18 protein-coding genes are annotated in these 15,803 nt (G+C 71.0%); 4 read left to right on the plus strand and 14 right to left on the minus strand.

Annotated elements, in window-relative coordinates; all coding sequences use genetic code 11:
* Positions 1–12: 12 nt before the first annotated feature.
* A complete protein-coding gene (locus tag BM342_RS00110) occupies positions 13–453 on the plus strand; it encodes a nitroreductase family deazaflavin-dependent oxidoreductase (RefSeq protein ID WP_092963388.1) in 441 nt (146 codons plus the stop codon).
* Positions 454–456: 3 nt separating this feature from the next.
* On the opposite strand, the gene BM342_RS00115 is transcribed toward BM342_RS00110, so the two are convergent.
* The 6 genes from BM342_RS00115 to BM342_RS00140 form a co-directional block, all read right to left on the minus strand.
* Entirely contained in the window at positions 457–1,626 is a 1,170-nt protein-coding gene (locus BM342_RS00115; RefSeq protein ID WP_092963390.1) for an FAD-dependent oxidoreductase, read from the minus strand.
* Positions 1,619–2,347, minus strand: coding sequence for a methyltransferase domain-containing protein (locus BM342_RS00120; RefSeq protein ID WP_255368424.1), 729 nt, complete (start codon positions 2,345–2,347; stop codon positions 1,619–1,621). Before BM342_RS00120 ends, BM342_RS00115 begins: the two co-directional genes overlap by 8 nt.
* A 4-nt stretch (positions 2,348–2,351) precedes the next feature.
* The gene (locus BM342_RS00125) at positions 2,352–3,491 is read right to left on the minus strand and encodes a type III polyketide synthase (protein WP_092963392.1); all 1,140 of its coding nucleotides are present in this window, start codon (positions 3,489–3,491) and stop codon (positions 2,352–2,354) included.
* Between the two features lie 129 nt (positions 3,492–3,620).
* On the minus strand, positions 3,621–3,992 hold the full coding sequence (locus BM342_RS00130; RefSeq protein WP_255368425.1) for an SHOCT domain-containing protein: 372 nt from the start codon (positions 3,990–3,992) through the stop codon (positions 3,621–3,623).
* Positions 3,989–4,420 (minus strand): DUF6325 family protein, encoded by a 432-nt coding sequence (locus tag BM342_RS00135; RefSeq protein WP_092963396.1) that lies wholly within the window; start codon positions 4,418–4,420, stop codon positions 3,989–3,991. Before BM342_RS00135 ends, BM342_RS00130 begins: the two co-directional genes overlap by 4 nt.
* Before the next feature lie 32 nt (positions 4,421–4,452).
* A complete protein-coding gene (locus BM342_RS00140) occupies positions 4,453–5,565 on the minus strand; it encodes an AI-2E family transporter (protein WP_092963398.1) in 1,113 nt (370 codons plus the stop codon).
* Between the two features lie 150 nt (positions 5,566–5,715).
* Here BM342_RS00140 and BM342_RS00145 point away from each other — a divergent pair, with 150 nt between their 5' ends.
* Positions 5,716–6,111 carry an SHOCT domain-containing protein gene (locus BM342_RS00145; RefSeq protein WP_092963400.1) on the plus strand — a complete coding sequence of 132 codons (396 nt, stop codon included), beginning with the start codon at positions 5,716–5,718 and terminating at the stop codon, positions 6,109–6,111.
* Between the two features lie 133 nt (positions 6,112–6,244).
* Here BM342_RS00145 and BM342_RS00150 read toward each other — a convergent pair whose 3' ends face one another.
* The 4 genes from BM342_RS00150 to BM342_RS00165 all read right to left on the minus strand — a co-directional run bounded on the left by BM342_RS00150 (position 6,245) and on the right by BM342_RS00165 (position 9,533).
* Entirely contained in the window at positions 6,245–7,396 is a 1,152-nt protein-coding gene (locus BM342_RS00150; protein ID WP_255368426.1) for a DUF998 domain-containing protein, read from the minus strand.
* A 154-nt stretch (positions 7,397–7,550) separates the two neighbouring features.
* Positions 7,551–8,042, minus strand: a complete 492-nt coding sequence (locus BM342_RS00155) for a DUF2017 family protein (protein ID WP_092963402.1) — start codon at positions 8,040–8,042, stop codon at positions 7,551–7,553.
* Positions 8,039–8,329, minus strand: a complete 291-nt coding sequence (gene clpS / locus BM342_RS00160) for an ATP-dependent Clp protease adapter ClpS (protein WP_092963404.1) — start codon at positions 8,327–8,329, stop codon at positions 8,039–8,041. Before clpS ends, BM342_RS00155 begins: the two co-directional genes overlap by 4 nt.
* A 67-nt stretch (positions 8,330–8,396) precedes the next feature.
* Positions 8,397–9,533 carry a class I SAM-dependent methyltransferase gene (locus BM342_RS00165; protein WP_092963406.1) on the minus strand — a complete coding sequence of 379 codons (1,137 nt, stop codon included), beginning with the start codon at positions 9,531–9,533 and terminating at the stop codon, positions 8,397–8,399.
* A gap of 69 nt (positions 9,534–9,602) precedes the next feature.
* Here BM342_RS00165 and BM342_RS00170 point away from each other — a divergent pair, with 69 nt between their 5' ends.
* Positions 9,603–10,313 carry a hypothetical protein gene (locus BM342_RS00170; RefSeq protein WP_143109711.1) on the plus strand — a complete coding sequence of 237 codons (711 nt, stop codon included), beginning with the start codon at positions 9,603–9,605 and terminating at the stop codon, positions 10,311–10,313.
* Between the two features lie 13 nt (positions 10,314–10,326).
* Here BM342_RS00170 and BM342_RS00175 read toward each other — a convergent pair whose 3' ends face one another.
* The 4 genes from BM342_RS00175 to dnaK all read right to left on the minus strand — a co-directional run bounded on the left by BM342_RS00175 (position 10,327) and on the right by dnaK (position 14,306).
* Positions 10,327–10,749, minus strand: coding sequence for a heat shock protein transcriptional repressor HspR (locus BM342_RS00175; RefSeq protein WP_177231995.1), 423 nt, complete (start codon positions 10,747–10,749; stop codon positions 10,327–10,329).
* Positions 10,750–10,756: 7 nt separating this feature from the next.
* Entirely contained in the window at positions 10,757–11,758 is a 1,002-nt protein-coding gene (locus BM342_RS00180; protein WP_092963408.1) for a DnaJ C-terminal domain-containing protein, read from the minus strand.
* A gap of 85 nt (positions 11,759–11,843) precedes the next feature.
* Positions 11,844–12,428 carry a nucleotide exchange factor GrpE gene (locus BM342_RS00185; protein WP_092963410.1) on the minus strand — a complete coding sequence of 195 codons (585 nt, stop codon included), beginning with the start codon at positions 12,426–12,428 and terminating at the stop codon, positions 11,844–11,846.
* Between the two features lie 9 nt (positions 12,429–12,437).
* Positions 12,438–14,306 carry a molecular chaperone DnaK gene (gene dnaK, locus BM342_RS00190; protein WP_092963412.1) on the minus strand — a complete coding sequence of 623 codons (1,869 nt, stop codon included), beginning with the start codon at positions 14,304–14,306 and terminating at the stop codon, positions 12,438–12,440.
* Between the two features lie 269 nt (positions 14,307–14,575).
* Between dnaK and BM342_RS00195 the strand changes: the two genes are divergently transcribed.
* On the plus strand, positions 14,576–15,739 hold the full coding sequence (locus BM342_RS00195; protein ID WP_177231996.1) for a GTP pyrophosphokinase: 1,164 nt from the start codon (positions 14,576–14,578) through the stop codon (positions 15,737–15,739).
* The last annotated feature ends 64 nt before the right edge of the window (positions 15,740–15,803 follow it).

The following is a 15,803-nucleotide window of genomic DNA, read 5'->3' on the forward strand; positions in this document are numbered from 1 at the left end:
GAAGGAGCATCCATGCCACTCGAAGGCGAATACGCGCCGAGCACCTCGGGTTGGGCCCGCAAGCAGGCCGAGGCCTACGAGGCCAGCGACGGCGCCGACGCGAACACGCTGCGCGGCAAGCCCGTGATCGTGCTCACGACGGTCGGCGCGAAGAGCGGCCTCCTGCGCAAGACGGCGCTCATGCGGGTCGAGCACGAGGGCGAGTACGCCGTGGTGGCCTCGCTCGGCGGCGCTGCGAAGCATCCCGTCTGGTACTGGAACCTGCTCGCGCACCCGCACGTCGAACTGCAGGACGGCGCCGAGAAGCACGACTACACCGCGCGCGAGCTCGAGGGCGATGAACGCGAGATCTGGTGGGCCCGTGCGGTCGCGGCGTGGCCCGACTACGCGAAGTACCAGACGAAGACCGAGCGGACGATCCCGGTGTTCGCGCTCACCCGCATCGTGCTCTGACCGTCACAGCCAGCGCATCGTGAACGCCCTGGCGAGCACGGCCCGCATCGGCGGGACTGCGAGCGCCCGCACGGCCGCGTTGCGCACGCGCAGCCTCGCGCCCGCGGCGGGCGCGCCCATGCGCATGTTGAACGCCGCCTGCCGGATCGCCCGCGCCGCCGACGCGCGGCGCGAGCGGTCGTAGCGCTCGAAGGCGTCGTACGGTGCGCCCGTGTCGAGCGCGTGGGCGAGCTGCCGGTCGAGGGCGATCGCATCGAGCCAACCGAGGTTCATGCCCTGCCCGCCGATGGGGCTGATCTCGTGCGCGGCGTCGCCGACGAGCACGACGCGCCCCTCGTGCAACCGCTCGGCGAGGTGCTGGCGCGCCTCGAACCAGCTCGGCCCGCTCGCCACCCCGTCCTGCGCGTCGAATCGGGCGCCGCCGACGCGCGATTCCACGATCGTGGCGAGCTGCTCGGCCCCCAGCCCCTGCGGCGGTCTGCGCACCCAGGCCACCCATCGCCGCCTCCCGCCCGGCATCGGGAACGATTCCACGACCCCGGCCGGCTCGAAGTTCAGCAGCGCCGTCGCCGGTTCGCCCGTGTCGTCGCGCGTGTCGCCCATCACGTAGTGGGCCCGGCCCGGCCTGGCCGTCCACCCGATGCCGACCAGGTTCCGGATGCCGCTGCGCACGCCGTCGGCCCCGACCACGTAGCGGGCGAGCACCGTCGCGTCGTGCGGCACCGAGCCGCTGTCCTGCTGAGCCTCGACGTCGACCTCGACGTGCGTGCCCCGGTCGCGCAGGGCCCGAACCGCGACCCCGGCGCGGAGCGCGCCGGGCGCGAGCTCCTCGAGCCGGCGCTGCAGCATCGCCTCGGTCTCGAGCTGCGGCAGCGACCACACCGAGCCCGCACGCGAGAACGACATGGCGCCGAGCACCCGGCCCTCGCACAGGACCCGCCCGTCGCGGATCTCGACCGCGGCCGCGCGCACCTCGTCGTCGAGCCCGACCCGCGCGAGCGCCCGCAGGCCGGGAGGGTGGATCCCGATGGCCCGGGACCCGCCCGACCGCTGCGTGCGTCGCTCGAGCACCACGACGTCGCAGCCGCGCCTGGCGAGGAGGCAGGCCAGCAGCAGCCCGACCGGCCCGCCGCCGACGACGGCGACCTCGTGCATGACGGCCGGCTCAGGCATCCGCTCGCCTGACGACCTCGAGGCGTGAGGGGATCGCGCGTCGCACCGCCCACCCGTCGGGCAGCACGCGTGCGAGCTCGGCCGCGGTGTGGCTGCGCCGGATCGACGTGAGCCCGTCGGGTCGGATGTAGGAGCCGGCGAGCAGGTTCCCGGCGAACGGCAGCGTTCCGAGCCAGAACCCCGCATAACCGAGCCGCGAGCGTTCGATGTCGCCGTGCACCGCGAGGCCGCCCGGAGCGAGCAGCGCCTCGGTGTCGCGCAGCAGCGCGCCCAGCTCGTGGCCGTCGAGGTGGTGCAACACGTGGTTCGAGAGCACGACCTCGAACCGTTCGCCGGCCGCGACGAGGTCGCCGCTCATGGCACGGCGCAGCTCGAGCCCGGGGGTCGGCGGGCGGGCGCTCGCCCACTCCATCGCGCGCATGTCGGGATCGATCGCGGTGATCTCGAGCCGAAGCCCGTCGCGCGTCGCCCAGCGCAGCAGCCGACGCGGCAGGTCGGCGCTGCCGGACCCGATGTCGAGCACGCGCGTGCGGTGCACCGGCGACAGGCGCGGACGCAGCCATCGGCGGTACACCGCCCGCTCGCCCGAGACCACGGCGTTCACCAGTCGGAACCGCTCATACGTCTTGGCGAGCATCGCCGGGTCGGCGTCGGCCGCGTCCATGAGCTCGGTCACGCGATCGTCGCGCTGCGAGAGCCCGACGGACCGCGATCGGCTCACACGATCACCCGCGGACCGTCAGGAGCGCCGACTCGACCGTGAGACCGGGGCCGAAGGCCATGGCCGCGACCCGGTCGCCGGCGGCGGCATCCGACTCGAGGATGTTCGCGAGCACGAAGAGCACGGTCGCGCTCGACATGTTGCCGTAGTCGCGCAGCGTCTCGCGGGCCGGCACGAGCTGCTCCTCGGTGAGCGCGAGCCGCGCCTCCACCTTGTCGAGGATGCTGCGCCCGCCGGGGTGGATCGCCCAGTGCTCGATCGCCTCGCTCGACGTGTCGTTCGCGAGCGCCTCGGCGAGCGCCGCGTCGGGTGCGAACAGCGGTTCGAGCGCCCCGGTGATGTGCGCGTCGATGATCGCCGGCACGGCGTTGGAGAGCACCATCTCGAAGCCGTGGTCGCCGATCTTCCACGCCATGTCGCCCTCGCCGACGGGCGTGATGCGCGTGGCGAACCGGTCGAGCTCGAAGGCGCGCTCGCCCGGCTCGGGGTCGCGGGTGCTGACGATGCCCGAGCCCGCGCCGTCGGAGAAGAGCGACGACGCGACGATGGTGTCGGGGTCGTTCGACGAGCGCAGGTGCAGCGTGCAGAGCTCGACGCTGATCACGAGCACGACCGCCGCGGCATCCGCCTCGCAGAGCTGCCGGGCGAGACGGAGGGCGGGGATCGAGGCGTAGCACCCCATGAATCCGAGGTGGTAGCGCTCGACGCCCGCGTTCAGGCCGAGGTCGCGGGCGACCATGAAGTCGGGGCCCGGCGCGTAGAAGCCCGTGCACGACACCGTGATGACATGCGTGACATCGGATGCCTCGACGCCTGGCGTCGCCTCGATCGCGGCCCGACCGGCCTCGACGTAGAGCCGGGTCGCCTCGCGCGCGTAGATCTCGTTGCGCGCCTTGGTGCCCGGAAGCAGCAGCTCGCCGGTCTTCTGGTCGAAGAACACCGGCGCCTCGTCGCGCGGCTCGAGCGTGAGCTCCTCGAGCACGGAGTGCCGACGCTCGATGCCCGAGACGTTGAACGACGTCGTCACGATGCGCTGCGCGAGCCGGTTCAGCCCCGGCTGGGCGGCGAACACGTCCCGCACGGCGTCCTGCACGAGCACGGTGGCCGGAACCACCGTCGAGATCCCCCTGAGCGAGATGGCCATGCCCCACCTTAGGCACGGGAGCGGATGTCGCGACAGGGGTTGCCCCGCCTGTTCATCCCGCGCACGACGAAGCGCCGGCGACCCGAGGTCGCCGGCGCTTCGCGGGTGCGTGTCGCGCGGTTCGCGGACTCAGCCGAGCAGCTTGGCCTTCGCCGCCGCGAACTCCGCGTCGCTCAGGATGCCCTGCTCCTTCAGCGCGCCGAGCTTCTGCAGCTCGGCGACGATGTCGACGGCCGGTGCCGCGGCGGGCGGTGCGGCCGCGGCAGCCTGCTGCTGCGCGTACTGCTGCTGCGCGAACGCCTGCTGCGCGGCCTGCTGGGCCGCAGCATCCATCTGCGCCTGCTGTTGCTGCTGCTCGTACGCGTCGGCCTGCGCCTGCTGCTGGTACTTCTCCTGCTGGTGGCGCTGCACGCTGCCGCTGACCGCGGTCGCGGTGCCCGCCACGACGGCCGTGCGGGCGGCCATGCCGATGAGGCCGGGACGGCCCATTCGCCTGATCATGCTTCTGCTCCTTCTGCCTCGGCCAGCACCGCGTTCACGACGGGTGCGGGGATGCGCTCGGCCTGGATGACCTCGGCACCCGATGCGGCGAACTTCGAGGCCAGCCGCTTGGCCCACACGAGCTCCATCGCCACCAGCGCCGCAGACGTGCCGGCGGGGATGAGCGCGGAGAGCTCCTCGACGTCTTCATCGCCCACGAGCCCGGCTTCGAGCACCTCGATGTCGATCTCGAGCTCGCCGCCCAGATCCTCGAACTCGACGACCGTGATCTCGTCGTCGTGACTGCGCGAGACGAGCAGGAAGTCGAGGATTCGGATCTCGCCGCTCCCGACCAGCTCGCTGAGCGCGTCCATCGTGCCCTGATCAGGGCTTTCGCCCGTGAACCCGACGAGATACAGGTCGACCGGACCGTACTCGAACTCCGCCATTGGATCCCCCTCCGTGGTGTTGTGATGCGAGACTATCCCCGCGCGCCTCCCGCTGTCACCGGCTCCTCGAAGGAATCTCCCGAGAGTCGCCTGAGCGTCGTCGCCCGTTCATCGGGCTCGAGGAAGAGGGCGCGCACGAGCAGCGTGAGCGGGATCGAGAGGATGGCCCCGATCGGCCCGATCACGAGGGTCCAGAACACGACCGAGACGAACGAGAGCGTGAGGCTCAGCGACACCGCGTCGCTCACGAACTTCGGCTGCACGAGCACCTGCAGCGTCACGTTGACGACGCAGTAGGCCAGCACGACGACGAGCGCGAGCGGCCATCCGCCGACCACGAGTGCGAGCACCGCCGGGGGGATCAGGCCGATCACGAACCCGATGTTCGGGATGAAGTTCGTCACGAACGCGAGGATCGCCCAGACGAGCGGCACCGGGATGCCGAGCCACCACAGGATGAGGCCGTCGATGACGGCGACGACGAGTCCGAACGTCGCATTGACGACGTAGTACCGGCGCACGCCCGAGAAGTACCGGCCGCCGATCACGTCGCCCGCTGCGGTGCCGAACACCGGGCGGGCACGCGCGAAGCGCGCAGCATCCGCCGACATGAAGATCACGTACGCGAGCACGAAGAAGAACGCGGTCGCGAGGCCCAGCAACGCGTTCGCGAGGCCGCCCGCGAACCCGATGAGCTGTGCGGGGTCGAGCATCGACGAGAGGCTCGCCGTGGCGTCCGTCGTCACGCCGGTGCTCTCGACCCAGGAGACCGCCGCGGCGACCGTCTGCTCGAGCTCGTCGAGGTAGTCGGGCAGCATCGACACGAACTGCGCGGACGCCACGATGAGCAGCAGTGCGAGCGCCGCGAGGATCGCCCACGCCACCGCGACGACCGCGCTCGTGGCCAGCCATTTCGGCCAGCCGCGGCGTTCGAGCGGGAAGCGCACCGGATGCGCGATCGTGACGACGACGGCCGCGACCGCGAGGGGGCCCAGCACGTCGCGCGCGAGCCACACACCGCCGAGTGCGACGACCGCTGCGGCGAGCGCGATCACCCTTCGGTGGCCGAGCGTGAATCCCTGACCGGCGCTCGGCCGGTCGACCGGCACGGGGTCTGCGGCGTGCTCGGATGCGGTGTCCGCCATGGTGGCCTCCCACGAGTCACCATACCGACGGACTCCGGGCCGACCCTCCCGACGCCCGCGCGTTCGCTGGACTCGATCGGCGCAACGGCGCTACATTCGGCTCAGGCGCTCGAATCTGGGGGGCGCGATACTCGAGAACGGATTACGTACATGGACTTCTGGTCAAACTTCTGGGACATCATCTGGTGGTTCCTGTGGATCTTCGTCTTCGTCGCCTACCTGATGATCCTCTTCTCGATCATCGGCGACCTGTTCCGCGACCAGAAGCTCAACGGTTGGTGGAAGGCCATCTGGATCATCTTCCTGATCTTCGTGCCGTTCCTCACGGCGCTGATCTACCTGATCGCCCGCGGTCAGGGCATGGCCGAGCGCTCGCAGAAGGAGGCGCGCCAGGTGCAGGCGGCGACCGACGACTACATCCGTCAGACGGCAGGCTCGTCGAGCCCGTCCGACGAGATCGCCAAGGCCAAGGGCCTGCTCGACTCCGGTGCGATCAGCGCCGAGGAGTTCGCGCACCTCAAGGCGCAGGCGCTGTCGAAGGCCTGATCGCCGCGCGCTGACACGAGAGGGCCGGATGCATGCATCCGGCCCTCTCTTCGTGTGCGCTGCGCGGCCTTCGAGGCCGCTACCCGGCCGGTGGGCCGCTGCTCGGCGGGGCGGCCGCTAGTCCGGTGGGCCGCTACTCGGCGGCGGCCGCGGCCTGATCGGCCTGCTCTGCGGCATCCGCTTCGGCCGCGCCCGACGCACCGGCCGTGCGGAGGAACACGATGATCCAGCTGAAGATCAGGCACGCCGCGACGAGCTCGACCGCCGTGAGGTTGTAGTAGCCGATCGCGAAGAACACGGCGACCACGGCGATCACGAGCAGGTAGGCGTAGCCCAGCAGCACGAACACGCGCGGCACCGAGTGCACGAGCCACGGCAGCCGGATCACGATGATCGCGAAGCAGATGGCCATGCCCGTGGCCACGGAGTTGTGCACCCAGAAGAACTCGTCGACCTTGAAGATGCCCACGCACGCGAGGAAGATGCCGACGAGGATCAGCAGCAGGCGCACGGTGTCGCGGCCCTTCCGCTCGGCCGGATCCGTCGTGGGCAGCGACCCGGTCGCGTACCGCGCCACGATCGTGACGATCGCCCCCGCGATGATGAGCGTGACGTTGAACGCCAGGGCCGAGACGTCATCGGTCATGCCGAGCGCCGAGAGGTTCTCCTTCCACCAGTGATCGTCGCTGGCCGAGAGCATGCTCGCGAGCACGCCGACGACGAGGAACACCGCGAGCACGAGCGAGAGCAGCATCGGCGTCATGCGCACCGACGAGAGGAAGCTCACGTACGCCGAGAGCGCGAGCGTGACCCCGCCGAGGGCTGCGGCCGGCACCGAGAAGACGACCGCGTCGCGGAAGCAGAGTTCGAGCACGGTCGCCAGCGCGGTCCAGCCGAGCAGCGCGATGACGCCGTGCGCGATCGACAGCGAGGCGACGTCGAACCAGTGCAGCCGCGCGTCGGGGTTCGAGAGGCCCTTGCCGATCTCGCGCTGCAGCGCGGGGTTCGGCGTGCGATCGGCCACGTAGCGTCCGGCGATGAAGGCGAGCAGCGCGGCGACGGCGCCGCCGATGGCCGCGTACTCGCCGAGCGACCCCTGGCCGGAGATCGGCAGGTCCTGGCCCCAGAAGAGGATCAGGGCGACGAGCCCGCCGAGCACGAAGAAGGCGCTGCCGACCAGGAGCGCCGCCGACTCCACCGTGGCGACGTCTGCGCCCGGGTACTTCAGCACCCGCCTGATCGACCTGTGCTCGGTCCGTTCCTTCGTCGACGCTGCTCCCGACACGTGCGCTCCCCACCCCTTGCGCCCCCGCGCGCCTCGAGTCGGCGACACGGCGAGACGAGATCAGCATGGCACCGCACGACGCGACGAGTCCACAGGCGGAGCGGATGCCGCGGCATCCGCTCGTACGCGCGTGTCGCGCGATCGCGCGACGGCGTCAGGACGAGATGGGGTCGAGCACCTCGAGCATCGACCCCTGCACGAACCCGGCCCACTCGTAGGCGGCCCGCAGGTAGTCGTCGCGGGTCTCGTCGGACTCGGACTCGCCCTCCTCGACCACGCCGACGCGCTCGGCCAGGATCAGGCGCAGGTCGGTGAGGAACGTGAGCCAGCCCCACGCCTCCGACTCGTCAAGCTCGATCTGCACGACGCCCTCGCCCTCGTGCGCGGCGGTCGCGTCGCGCACGCGCTGCGCGGCCTGGCGCTTGCCGTCGACGAGACTGTCGCGGGTGTACCGCTCGAACTCGTGCGCGGCGGCGTGGTCGTCGGGATACGCGCTCGGCAGCAGCCGCCCGAGCGCCGGGTCGTCGACCTCGCCGAGCAGCAGCACCGAGTCGACCTGGTCGGCGAGCTCGGAGAGCAGCATCGCCTCCTCGGTCTCGAGTACGAGACGCACCCCCTCGCCGTCGCTGCGCCCCGCGACGATCACGGCTCGGCCCTCGCCACCGTGGCCTGCAGGCCGTAGCCGTGCATGGCCTGCACGTGCCGCTCCATCGCCTCGCGGTTGCCCGTCGCGACGACCGCGCGACCCTCGTTGTGCACGCAGAGCATGAGGCGCTCGGCCTCGTCTCGCGCGAACCCGAAGTAGCTGCGGAACACGTAGCTCACGTACGTCATGAGGTTGACCGGGTCGTCCCACACGACGGTCTGCCACGGCACGTCGGCCGCGACACGCGTGATGGTGTCGCGGTCGAGTTCTTCGAGCGTGGAGGTCACGTATCAAGACTGACACGAGCGGGCGGATGACGCGAGTGGGCGTCGGTCGGCCGACCCGGCGGTCCCGTCAGCGGGCGCGACGCGAGGCCGTGACCGTGAACTTCGGGTCGCGCGCGACCTGGCGCGTCGGACCCACGATGCGCTCGAGGGCGGGTCGGTAGCGCAGGTGCGAGTTCCAGACGCACCACAGCTCGCCGCCCGGCGCGAGCACGCGTGCGGCGTCGGCGAACAGGTGCTCGGCGATGCCCGTGTGCAGCGCGGCATCCGAGTGGAACGGCGGGTTCAGCACCACGAGCCGCTCGCTCGCCGCGGGCAGCAGCTCGAGGCCGTCGGCCTGCGTCACGTGCACGCGGTCGGCCACGCCGTTCGCCGCCGCGGTCGCACGGGCGGATGCCGCGGCCGACGCCGAGCGGTCGGTCGCCGTCACCCGGAGATCCGGCCGGGCCCGCGCGAGCCACGCGGCGATCACGCCCGTGCCGCACGCGAGGTCGACGGCCGTCGCGGCATCCGGGACCGCGCCTTCGAGCGTGCCGAGGAGCAGGCGCGTGCCGATGTCGACCGAACTGCCCGCGAACACGCCGCCGTGGGCCGCGACCTCGAGGCCGAGCGACTCCTCGCGCTGCACGCGCGGCCAGGCCGGCGCGGGCGGCCGACGCTGCGCGCGGGGCGCGCTCGCGGTCAGCACCCGCGACTTCTGCCTGGCGTGCGAGACGTCGACGCGGTCGAACCACGCCGCGAGCACGTCGTTCATCGCGAGCGACATGTGCTTCAGGCGACCGCCGGCGACGATGCGGACGTCGGATGCCGCGTGCCCGGCCACGAGACCCGCGAGCTCGTCGAGCCGATCGAGCGAGCGCGGCAGCCGCATGAGCACCACGCGGGCGCCCCGCACGAGTTCGGGCGAGAGCGGGAGCGACAGCGGCACCCGCTCGCCCGTGAAGCCGAGCCGCACGGCGTTGCGCGTCAGCGCGCGCTCACCGGTCGCGAGGTCCTGGTGCACGCGCACGCCCGTCGCGCCGAGGGCCGCGGCCCCGAGGGCGAGTGCCCCGTAGGCGTCGTCGAGCACGACCACCTCGCCCGACCCCGCCGCGGCGATCGCCTCGGCCGCCTCGTCGAGGATCAGCCGGTCGGCGGCATCGGACGCCTCGAGCCCGTGACCCTCGACGTCGGGCGCGCGGCGCAGCAGTTCGAAGTCCAGGCTCACCCGCCAAGGCTACGCGGCGCTTCCTCCCTGAGTGCGGAACGCAGACACGTTTGCTACTCTCGGGCCCGCATGGGGAACGCACAGACGACTGGGGAGCGCAGGGCGGCACGGCAGGCAGCCGAGTCGCGCGTCAGGCGAACCCCGGGGCGGCGACCACGCGGCATCCGACCGCTCGCGGCGTTCTCGACGCTCGCCGTGCTGGGCATCGTCGCGACCCTTTCGCTCGTGCCGGCGGCGCCGATCCCGACCGCGCTCGCCGGCGGCACCGACTCCGTCGAAGACGCGCAGACCATCGAGGTCGCCGACGGCGTCGAGGCGCAGCAGGTCTCGCACGAGTCGTACACCGCGGCGACCGGCGCGCAGACGCTCGTCGCCGGCGGCACCAACGTCGACTGGGCCAAGCTCGTGCTCATCGACGGCGATTGGCCCGTCACCGAAGAGAACATCACGTTCATGATGCGCTGGACCCGTCAAGAGAACGGCGCCGACAACTGGTGGAACCGCAACAACCCGCTGAACAACGGTCAGGGGTCGGGCGGCGGATCAGGCCTCGGCAGCTACGTCGACCTCGTCGAGGCCGCGTACTACGCGGCGGAGAACATCAAGTCGGGGCGCTACCCCGAGGTCGACGCTGCGCTGCAGCGCGGCGATTCGGCGGATGCCACGGCGCAGGCGATCTGGGCGTCGCCGTGGGCGTCGAGCCACTACGGCTACGGCACGCACTGGAGCTCGCGCCCCTACGAGGTCGTCGAGGCCCCGGCAGAGGCCTGGGGGCGCTGAGCCGACCGGCACCTCACTCGCGGTCGAGCGGGCGCCAGACGACCATCGCGGTCTCGCGGCGCACGCGCGTGCCAGCCCGAAGCGTGACGACCTCGCCCTGCGTGCCGGCCGCGAAGACGCGGCGGCCCGGGCGGTTCAGCATCTCGTCGGCGAGCGTCGCCTCGAGTTCGCGCACCCGTGCCCGGAGCGTGGTCACCTCGTCTTCGAGGCCGAGCACGCGGCGGATGCCCTCGAGGCTCACGCCCTCGCTCGAGAGCTGGGCGATCTCGCGCAGGCGCACGACGTCGCGCATCGAGTAACGCCGTGAGCCGCCCGAGGTCCGCGTCGGCGAGACCAGGCCCATGCGGTCGTACTGGCGCAGGGTCTGCGGATGCATGCCGGCCAGCTCCGCCGCCACCGAGATGACGAAGATCGGGCTGGACTCGTCGATGCTCATGGCCGGCTCAGCCGCGCGCCCGTGCGATGAGGTCGTCGCGCGGGTTCTCGTCGGGCAGTTCGGCCGCGAACTCCTCGAGCTTCTGCTCGGCCGCCTTCGACAGGTGTGATGGGACGACGACCTGCACGACCGCGAGCAGGTCGCCCGTGGCCTTCTTGGTCTCGACGCCGCGGCCCTTGACGCGCAGCACGCGCCCGCTGGGCGTTCCGGGCGCGACCCGGAGCTTCACGGGGTCGCCGCCGAGCGTCGGCACCTGGATGGTGGCCCCGAGCGCGGCCTCGGTGAACGTCACGGGCACGGTGACCCGCAGGTTCAGGCCGTCGCGCTCGAACACCGGGTGCTTGCGCACCGTGACGGAGAGCACGAGGTCGCCGGGCGCTCCGCCGTCGGGCGAGGGCTGCCCCTTGCCCGCCACGCGGATCTTCTGGCCGTCGGCCACGCCCGCCGGGATGCGCACGGTGATGTTGCGGCCCTCGCCGGTCTGGAGCGTGAGCTGGTCGCCCTTGGTCGCGGTGATGAAGTCGAGCGTGGTGCTCGCGGTGACGTCGCGGCCCTTCGTCGGGCCGCCCGCCCCGCGGAACCCGCCGGTCGACTGGCCGAACCGGCCGCCGCCGAACAGCCCGCCGAGAAGATCGTCGTAGTCGCCGCCCTGCTGGTAGGTGTACTGCTGGCGACCGCCACGACCGCCCGCGCCGCCGCCGAACATGCCGCCGAAGACGTCGTCGAAGCCGCCGTTGCCGCCGCCCGCGCCGGGCGCGGTGAATCGTGCGCCGGTGCCCATGGCACGCACGGCGTCGTACTCCTTGCGCTGCTCGGGGTCGGAGAGCACCGAGTGCGCCTCGCTGATCTCCTTGAACTTCGCCTCGGCCTTCGCATCACCCGCGTTCGAATCGGGGTGGTACTGGCGGGCGAGCTTGCGGTACGTCTTCTTGAGCTCGGCGTCGCTCACGTCTTTCGAGACGCCGAGCACCTTGTAGAAGTCCTTGTCGAACCAGTCCTGACTGGCCATCGACACCTCGTCTCTCGAAGTCTGGTGGAAAGGGTACGCCGGTCGGGGAGCTGTGCGCTCCCCGACCGGCTCCCGGATCGAATGGTTACGCGGGCGTCTTCACGACGACCTTCGCAGCGCGAAGCTGCGTGCCGCCCAGCGTGTAGCCCGTCTCGACGACGTCGGCGACCGTGTCGATCTCGACGTCGGGCGAGGGCTGCTGGAAGATCGCCTCGTGCTTCTGCGGGTCGAACGCCTCGCCGGGCTCGCCGAACTTCGAGAGCCCGAGACGCTCGACCGACGTGCGCAGCTTCGCCGCGATCGTCGCGAACGCCGACTCGCCCTCGAGGTCTCCGTGCTTCTCGGCACGGTCGAGGTCGTCGAGCACGGGCAGCAGCACCGAGACGGCCGCACCGATCGCGCGCTCCTTCTCGAGCTCGCGGTTGGCCTCGGTGCGCCGACGGTAGTTGGCGTACTCGGCCGTGACCCGCTTGAGGTCGGCGAGGTGCTCGTCGGTGGGGTCCTCGACCTCGGCGTTCGCCGCGTTCAGGATGTCCTCGACCGTGAGCTCGCGCTCGTCGGCCTCGACCGCGTCGGCGAGCTCCTCGGGGGAGACGGATGCCGCGGCATCCGTCGCCCCGTCGGCGGCGTCGGGCTCGGGAACCTGGGGGTTCTCGTTCTCGTCAGCCATGCTCGCGCCCTACTTCTTCTCGTCTTCGTCGTCGATGACCTCGGCGTCGACCACGTCTTCGTCGGACGAGTCCGCCTGCGGCTCACCGTCGGCGGCAGCGTCACCGGCCGCCGAGGCATCCTGTGCCTGCGACTGCGCGTAGATCGCCTCGCCGAGCTTGCCCTGCGACTGCGACAGCTTGTCGAAGGCCGACTTCACGGCCTCGTCGTCGTCGCCCGCGAGGGCCGACTTCAGCGCGTCGACGTCGCCCTGCACCTCGGACTTGACGTCGGCGGGGAGCTTGTCGTCGTTCTCCTTGATGAGCTTCTCGGTCGAGTAGGCGAGCTGCTCGGCGGAGTTGCGGGTCTCGGCGAACTCGCGACGCTTCTTGTCTTCTGCGGCGTGCTCCTCGGCCTCGCGCACCATGCGCTCGATGTCGTCCTTCGGGAGGCTCGAGCCGCCCGAGATCGTCATCGACTGCTCCTTGCCGGTGCCCTTGTCCTTGGCGGACACGTGCACGATGCCGTTCGCGTCGATGTCGAAGGTGACCTCGACCTGCGGGATGCCGCGGGGGGCCGGGGCGATGCCGGTCAGCTCGAAGGTGCCGAGCGGCTTGTTGTCGCGAGTGAACTCGCGCTCGCCCTGGAAGACCTGGATCGCGACCGACGGCTGGTTGTCGTCGGCGGTCGTGAAGGTCTCGCTGCGCTTGGTCGGGATGGCCGTGTTGCGCTCGATGAGCTTGGTCATGATGCCGCCCTTGGTCTCGATGCCGAGGCTCAGGGGGGTGACGTCGATGAGCAGGACGTCCTTGCGCTCGCCCTTCAGCACGCCCGCCTGGAGCGCGGCGCCGACGGCGACGACCTCATCGGGGTTGACGCCCTTGTTGGCGTCCTTGCCGGTCTCCTTCTTGACGAGCTCGGCGACCGCGGGCATGCGGGTCGAGCCGCCGACGAGCACGACGTGCGCGATGTCGGCGAGCTTGATGCCGGCCTCGCGGATGACGTCTTCGAAGGGCTTCTTCGTGCGGTCGAGCAGGTCGGAGGTCATGTTCTCGAACTGCGCGCGCGTGAGGGTCTCGTCGAGGTTGGCCGGGCCGTTCTCGGTGAGCGAGAGGTAGGGGAGCTGGATGCTCGTGCTCATCGAGGAGCTGAGCTCCTTCTTGGCCTGCTCGGCGGCCTCCTTGAGGCGCTGCTTGGCGATCTTGTCGTTCGAGACGTCGACACCGGTCGACTCCTTGAAGCGCTTGATGAGCCACTCGACGATGCGCTGGTCCCAGTCGTCGCCGCCGAGGCGGTTGTCGCCGGCCGTCGCGCGGACCTGGATGGTCGAGAAGTCGTCGTCCTTGCCCACTTCGAGCAGCGAGACGTCGAACGTGCCGCCGCCGAGGTCGAAGACGAGGATGAGCTCGTCCTCCTTGCCCTTGTCGAGGCCGTAGGCCAGGGCGGCCGCGGTGGGCTCGTTGATGATGCGGAGCACGTTGAGGCCCGCGATCTCGCCGGCCTCCTTGGTGGCCTGGCGCTCGGCGTCGTTGAAGTACGCCGGAACCGTGATGACGGCGTCGGTGACGGTGTCGCCGAGGTACTGCTCGGCGTCGCGCTTGAGCTTCTGGAGGATGCGCGCCGAGATCTCCTGCGGCGTGTACTTCTTGCCGTCGATCTCGTCGGTCTTCCAGTCGGTGCCGACGTGGCGCTTGACCGATGCGATGGTGCGGTCGACGTTGGTGACGGCCTGGCGCTTCGCGGTCTCGCCGACGAGCACCTCGCCGTCCTTGGTGAAGGCCACCACCGACGGGGTGGTGCGGAAGCCCTCGGCGTTCGCGATGACGGTGGGCTCGCCACCCTCGAGCACGGACACGACCGAGTTGGTGGTTCCGAGGTCGATTCCTACTGCACGTGACATGTGTGTCTCCTCTTTCTGCCAGGGGTTCGCGTGCGGATGCCGCAGGCACCCGCTGGCTGTCGATTCGGCCGTTCCGGCCCGCGATCGAAGTTCTTGCTTCGGAACTTGAGTCCCGATGACTCAAGCTTTTCAGGGCCGTTTCGACGTGTCAAGTCGAGTCGGCGAAACTTGAGTGCACTTGACTCAACTCACAGCGCGCGCTCAGTATTCCAAGCGGCCGCCCGCCTTGCTCGCGCACGCACCCGCCGCCACGCACTAGCCTGCCGGGTGTGGACGCACGCGAGCACGACGAAGACCTCGTCGCCGCAGAACTCGCCAGGTACGACCGGGAGCTGCGGCGCTACCGTCGGCTGCGCGGCCAGATCGAGGCCGACTTCGCGCGTCGGCTCGAGGCGGCGGGATACAAGTACTTCCACGTGTCGGCCCGCGTGAAGTCCCGCGACTCGTTCGAGCGCAAGGTTCGACGCGCTCCCGACCGCGAGGTGCTCGACATCCTCGGCGTCCGCGTGGTGGCCAACTTCGAGGGCGACCTCCCCGGCATGGAGCAGGTCGTGCGCGAGGCGCTCATCGTCGACGACGACTCGTGGGTCGACAAGTCGGCACTCCTGCCCCTCGACGCGTTCGGGTACCGCTCGGTGCAGTTCGTCGGACGGATGCCGGGGCCCGGCCAGGATCCCGACGGCGCCGACGACCCGGCCGACGCCACGCAGCTCGAGGTGCAGCTGCGAACCGCGCTCTCGGACACCTGGTCGGAGCTCGAGCACGACTTCAGGTACAAGTCCGCCAGGCAGCTGCCGCGCGAGGTCGACCGGCTCTTCGCGCTCTCGGCGGCACTGCTCGAGCAGGCGGACGACAACCTCGACCTCATCCGCCGGCAGGTCGAGGAGGCGCGCGTGCCCGTCCCGGGCGACGGTGGCGGCGAGCGCGGCTACATCGGGCGGTTCATCCAGTACGACGGCGACTCGAGGTCGCTCGACCAGATCATCACCGCCGCCCTCGACGTGCCGTTCGGCGCCGTGACGGGCTCGGGACGCGAGTTGCGCAGCGTCGTGCGGGCTGCCGGATGGCTGCAGTACGAGGCTCTCGCCGACGGCTTCGCCGAGTACTCCGAACTCGGCCGGCGCCTCGCGATCGCGTGCGCGAGCAGCACCAACGACATCCTGCTCACCGATGCCGAGCCCCAGCGGCCTCCGCGATCCTTCCGCGGCATCGGCGTCTACTGGACCGCCATGGCGGCCTCGCTCGTCACCGGCGCCTCGCTGCGCGAGAGCCGCGTGCCGCAGGGGCGGCTCGCCGAGTACCGCGTGGTCGCCACGCACCTCTTCCGCAACCCGGATGCCTCGGCGCTCGCCACGCGCAGCCGCTACGAACGGCTCGCCGCCCCGGCCGGCACGCTCGACGACGCGGTGTTCCGCCCGATCGACCTCGGCTGAGCCAGCTCGGCCGGCCGGCCGGCCGAGGGCGTTCATGTCGCGTTCCGAGTCGCCCGCGGCATCC

Origin of the sequence: Agromyces sp. CF514, assembly GCF_900113185.1 — a bacterium.
Classification (GTDB): Bacteria; Actinomycetota; Actinomycetes; order Actinomycetales; family Microbacteriaceae; genus Agromyces.

What these genes read in the sequence shown, in the direction of transcription:
- BM342_RS00140 (WP_092963398.1), bottom strand. Translation starts at nt 5,565, where the DNA reads ATGGCGGACACCGCATCCGAGCACGCCGCAGACCCCGTGCCGGTCGAC.
- BM342_RS00145 (WP_092963400.1), top strand. Translation starts at nt 5,716, where the DNA reads ATGGACTTCTGGTCAAACTTCTGGGACATCATCTGGTGGTTCCTGTGG.
- BM342_RS00180 (WP_092963408.1), bottom strand. Translation starts at nt 11,758, where the DNA reads ATGGCCAGTCAGGACTGGTTCGACAAGGACTTCTACAAGGTGCTCGGC.
- BM342_RS00185 (WP_092963410.1), bottom strand. Translation starts at nt 12,428, where the DNA reads ATGGCTGACGAGAACGAGAACCCCCAGGTTCCCGAGCCCGACGCCGCC.
- BM342_RS00175 (WP_177231995.1), bottom strand. Translation starts at nt 10,749, where the DNA reads ATGAGCATCGACGAGTCCAGCCCGATCTTCGTCATCTCGGTGGCGGCG.
- dnaK (WP_092963412.1), bottom strand. Translation starts at nt 14,306, where the DNA reads ATGTCACGTGCAGTAGGAATCGACCTCGGAACCACCAACTCGGTCGTG.
- BM342_RS00130 (WP_255368425.1), bottom strand. Translation starts at nt 3,992, where the DNA reads ATGATCAGGCGAATGGGCCGTCCCGGCCTCATCGGCATGGCCGCCCGC.
- BM342_RS00135 (WP_092963396.1), bottom strand. Translation starts at nt 4,420, where the DNA reads ATGGCGGAGTTCGAGTACGGTCCGGTCGACCTGTATCTCGTCGGGTTC.
- BM342_RS00110 (WP_092963388.1), top strand. Translation starts at nt 13, where the DNA reads ATGCCACTCGAAGGCGAATACGCGCCGAGCACCTCGGGTTGGGCCCGC.
- BM342_RS00170 (WP_143109711.1), top strand. Translation starts at nt 9,603, where the DNA reads ATGGGGAACGCACAGACGACTGGGGAGCGCAGGGCGGCACGGCAGGCA.
- BM342_RS00125 (WP_092963392.1), bottom strand. Translation starts at nt 3,491, where the DNA reads ATGGCCATCTCGCTCAGGGGGATCTCGACGGTGGTTCCGGCCACCGTG.
- BM342_RS00115 (WP_092963390.1), bottom strand. Translation starts at nt 1,626, where the DNA reads ATGCCTGAGCCGGCCGTCATGCACGAGGTCGCCGTCGTCGGCGGCGGG.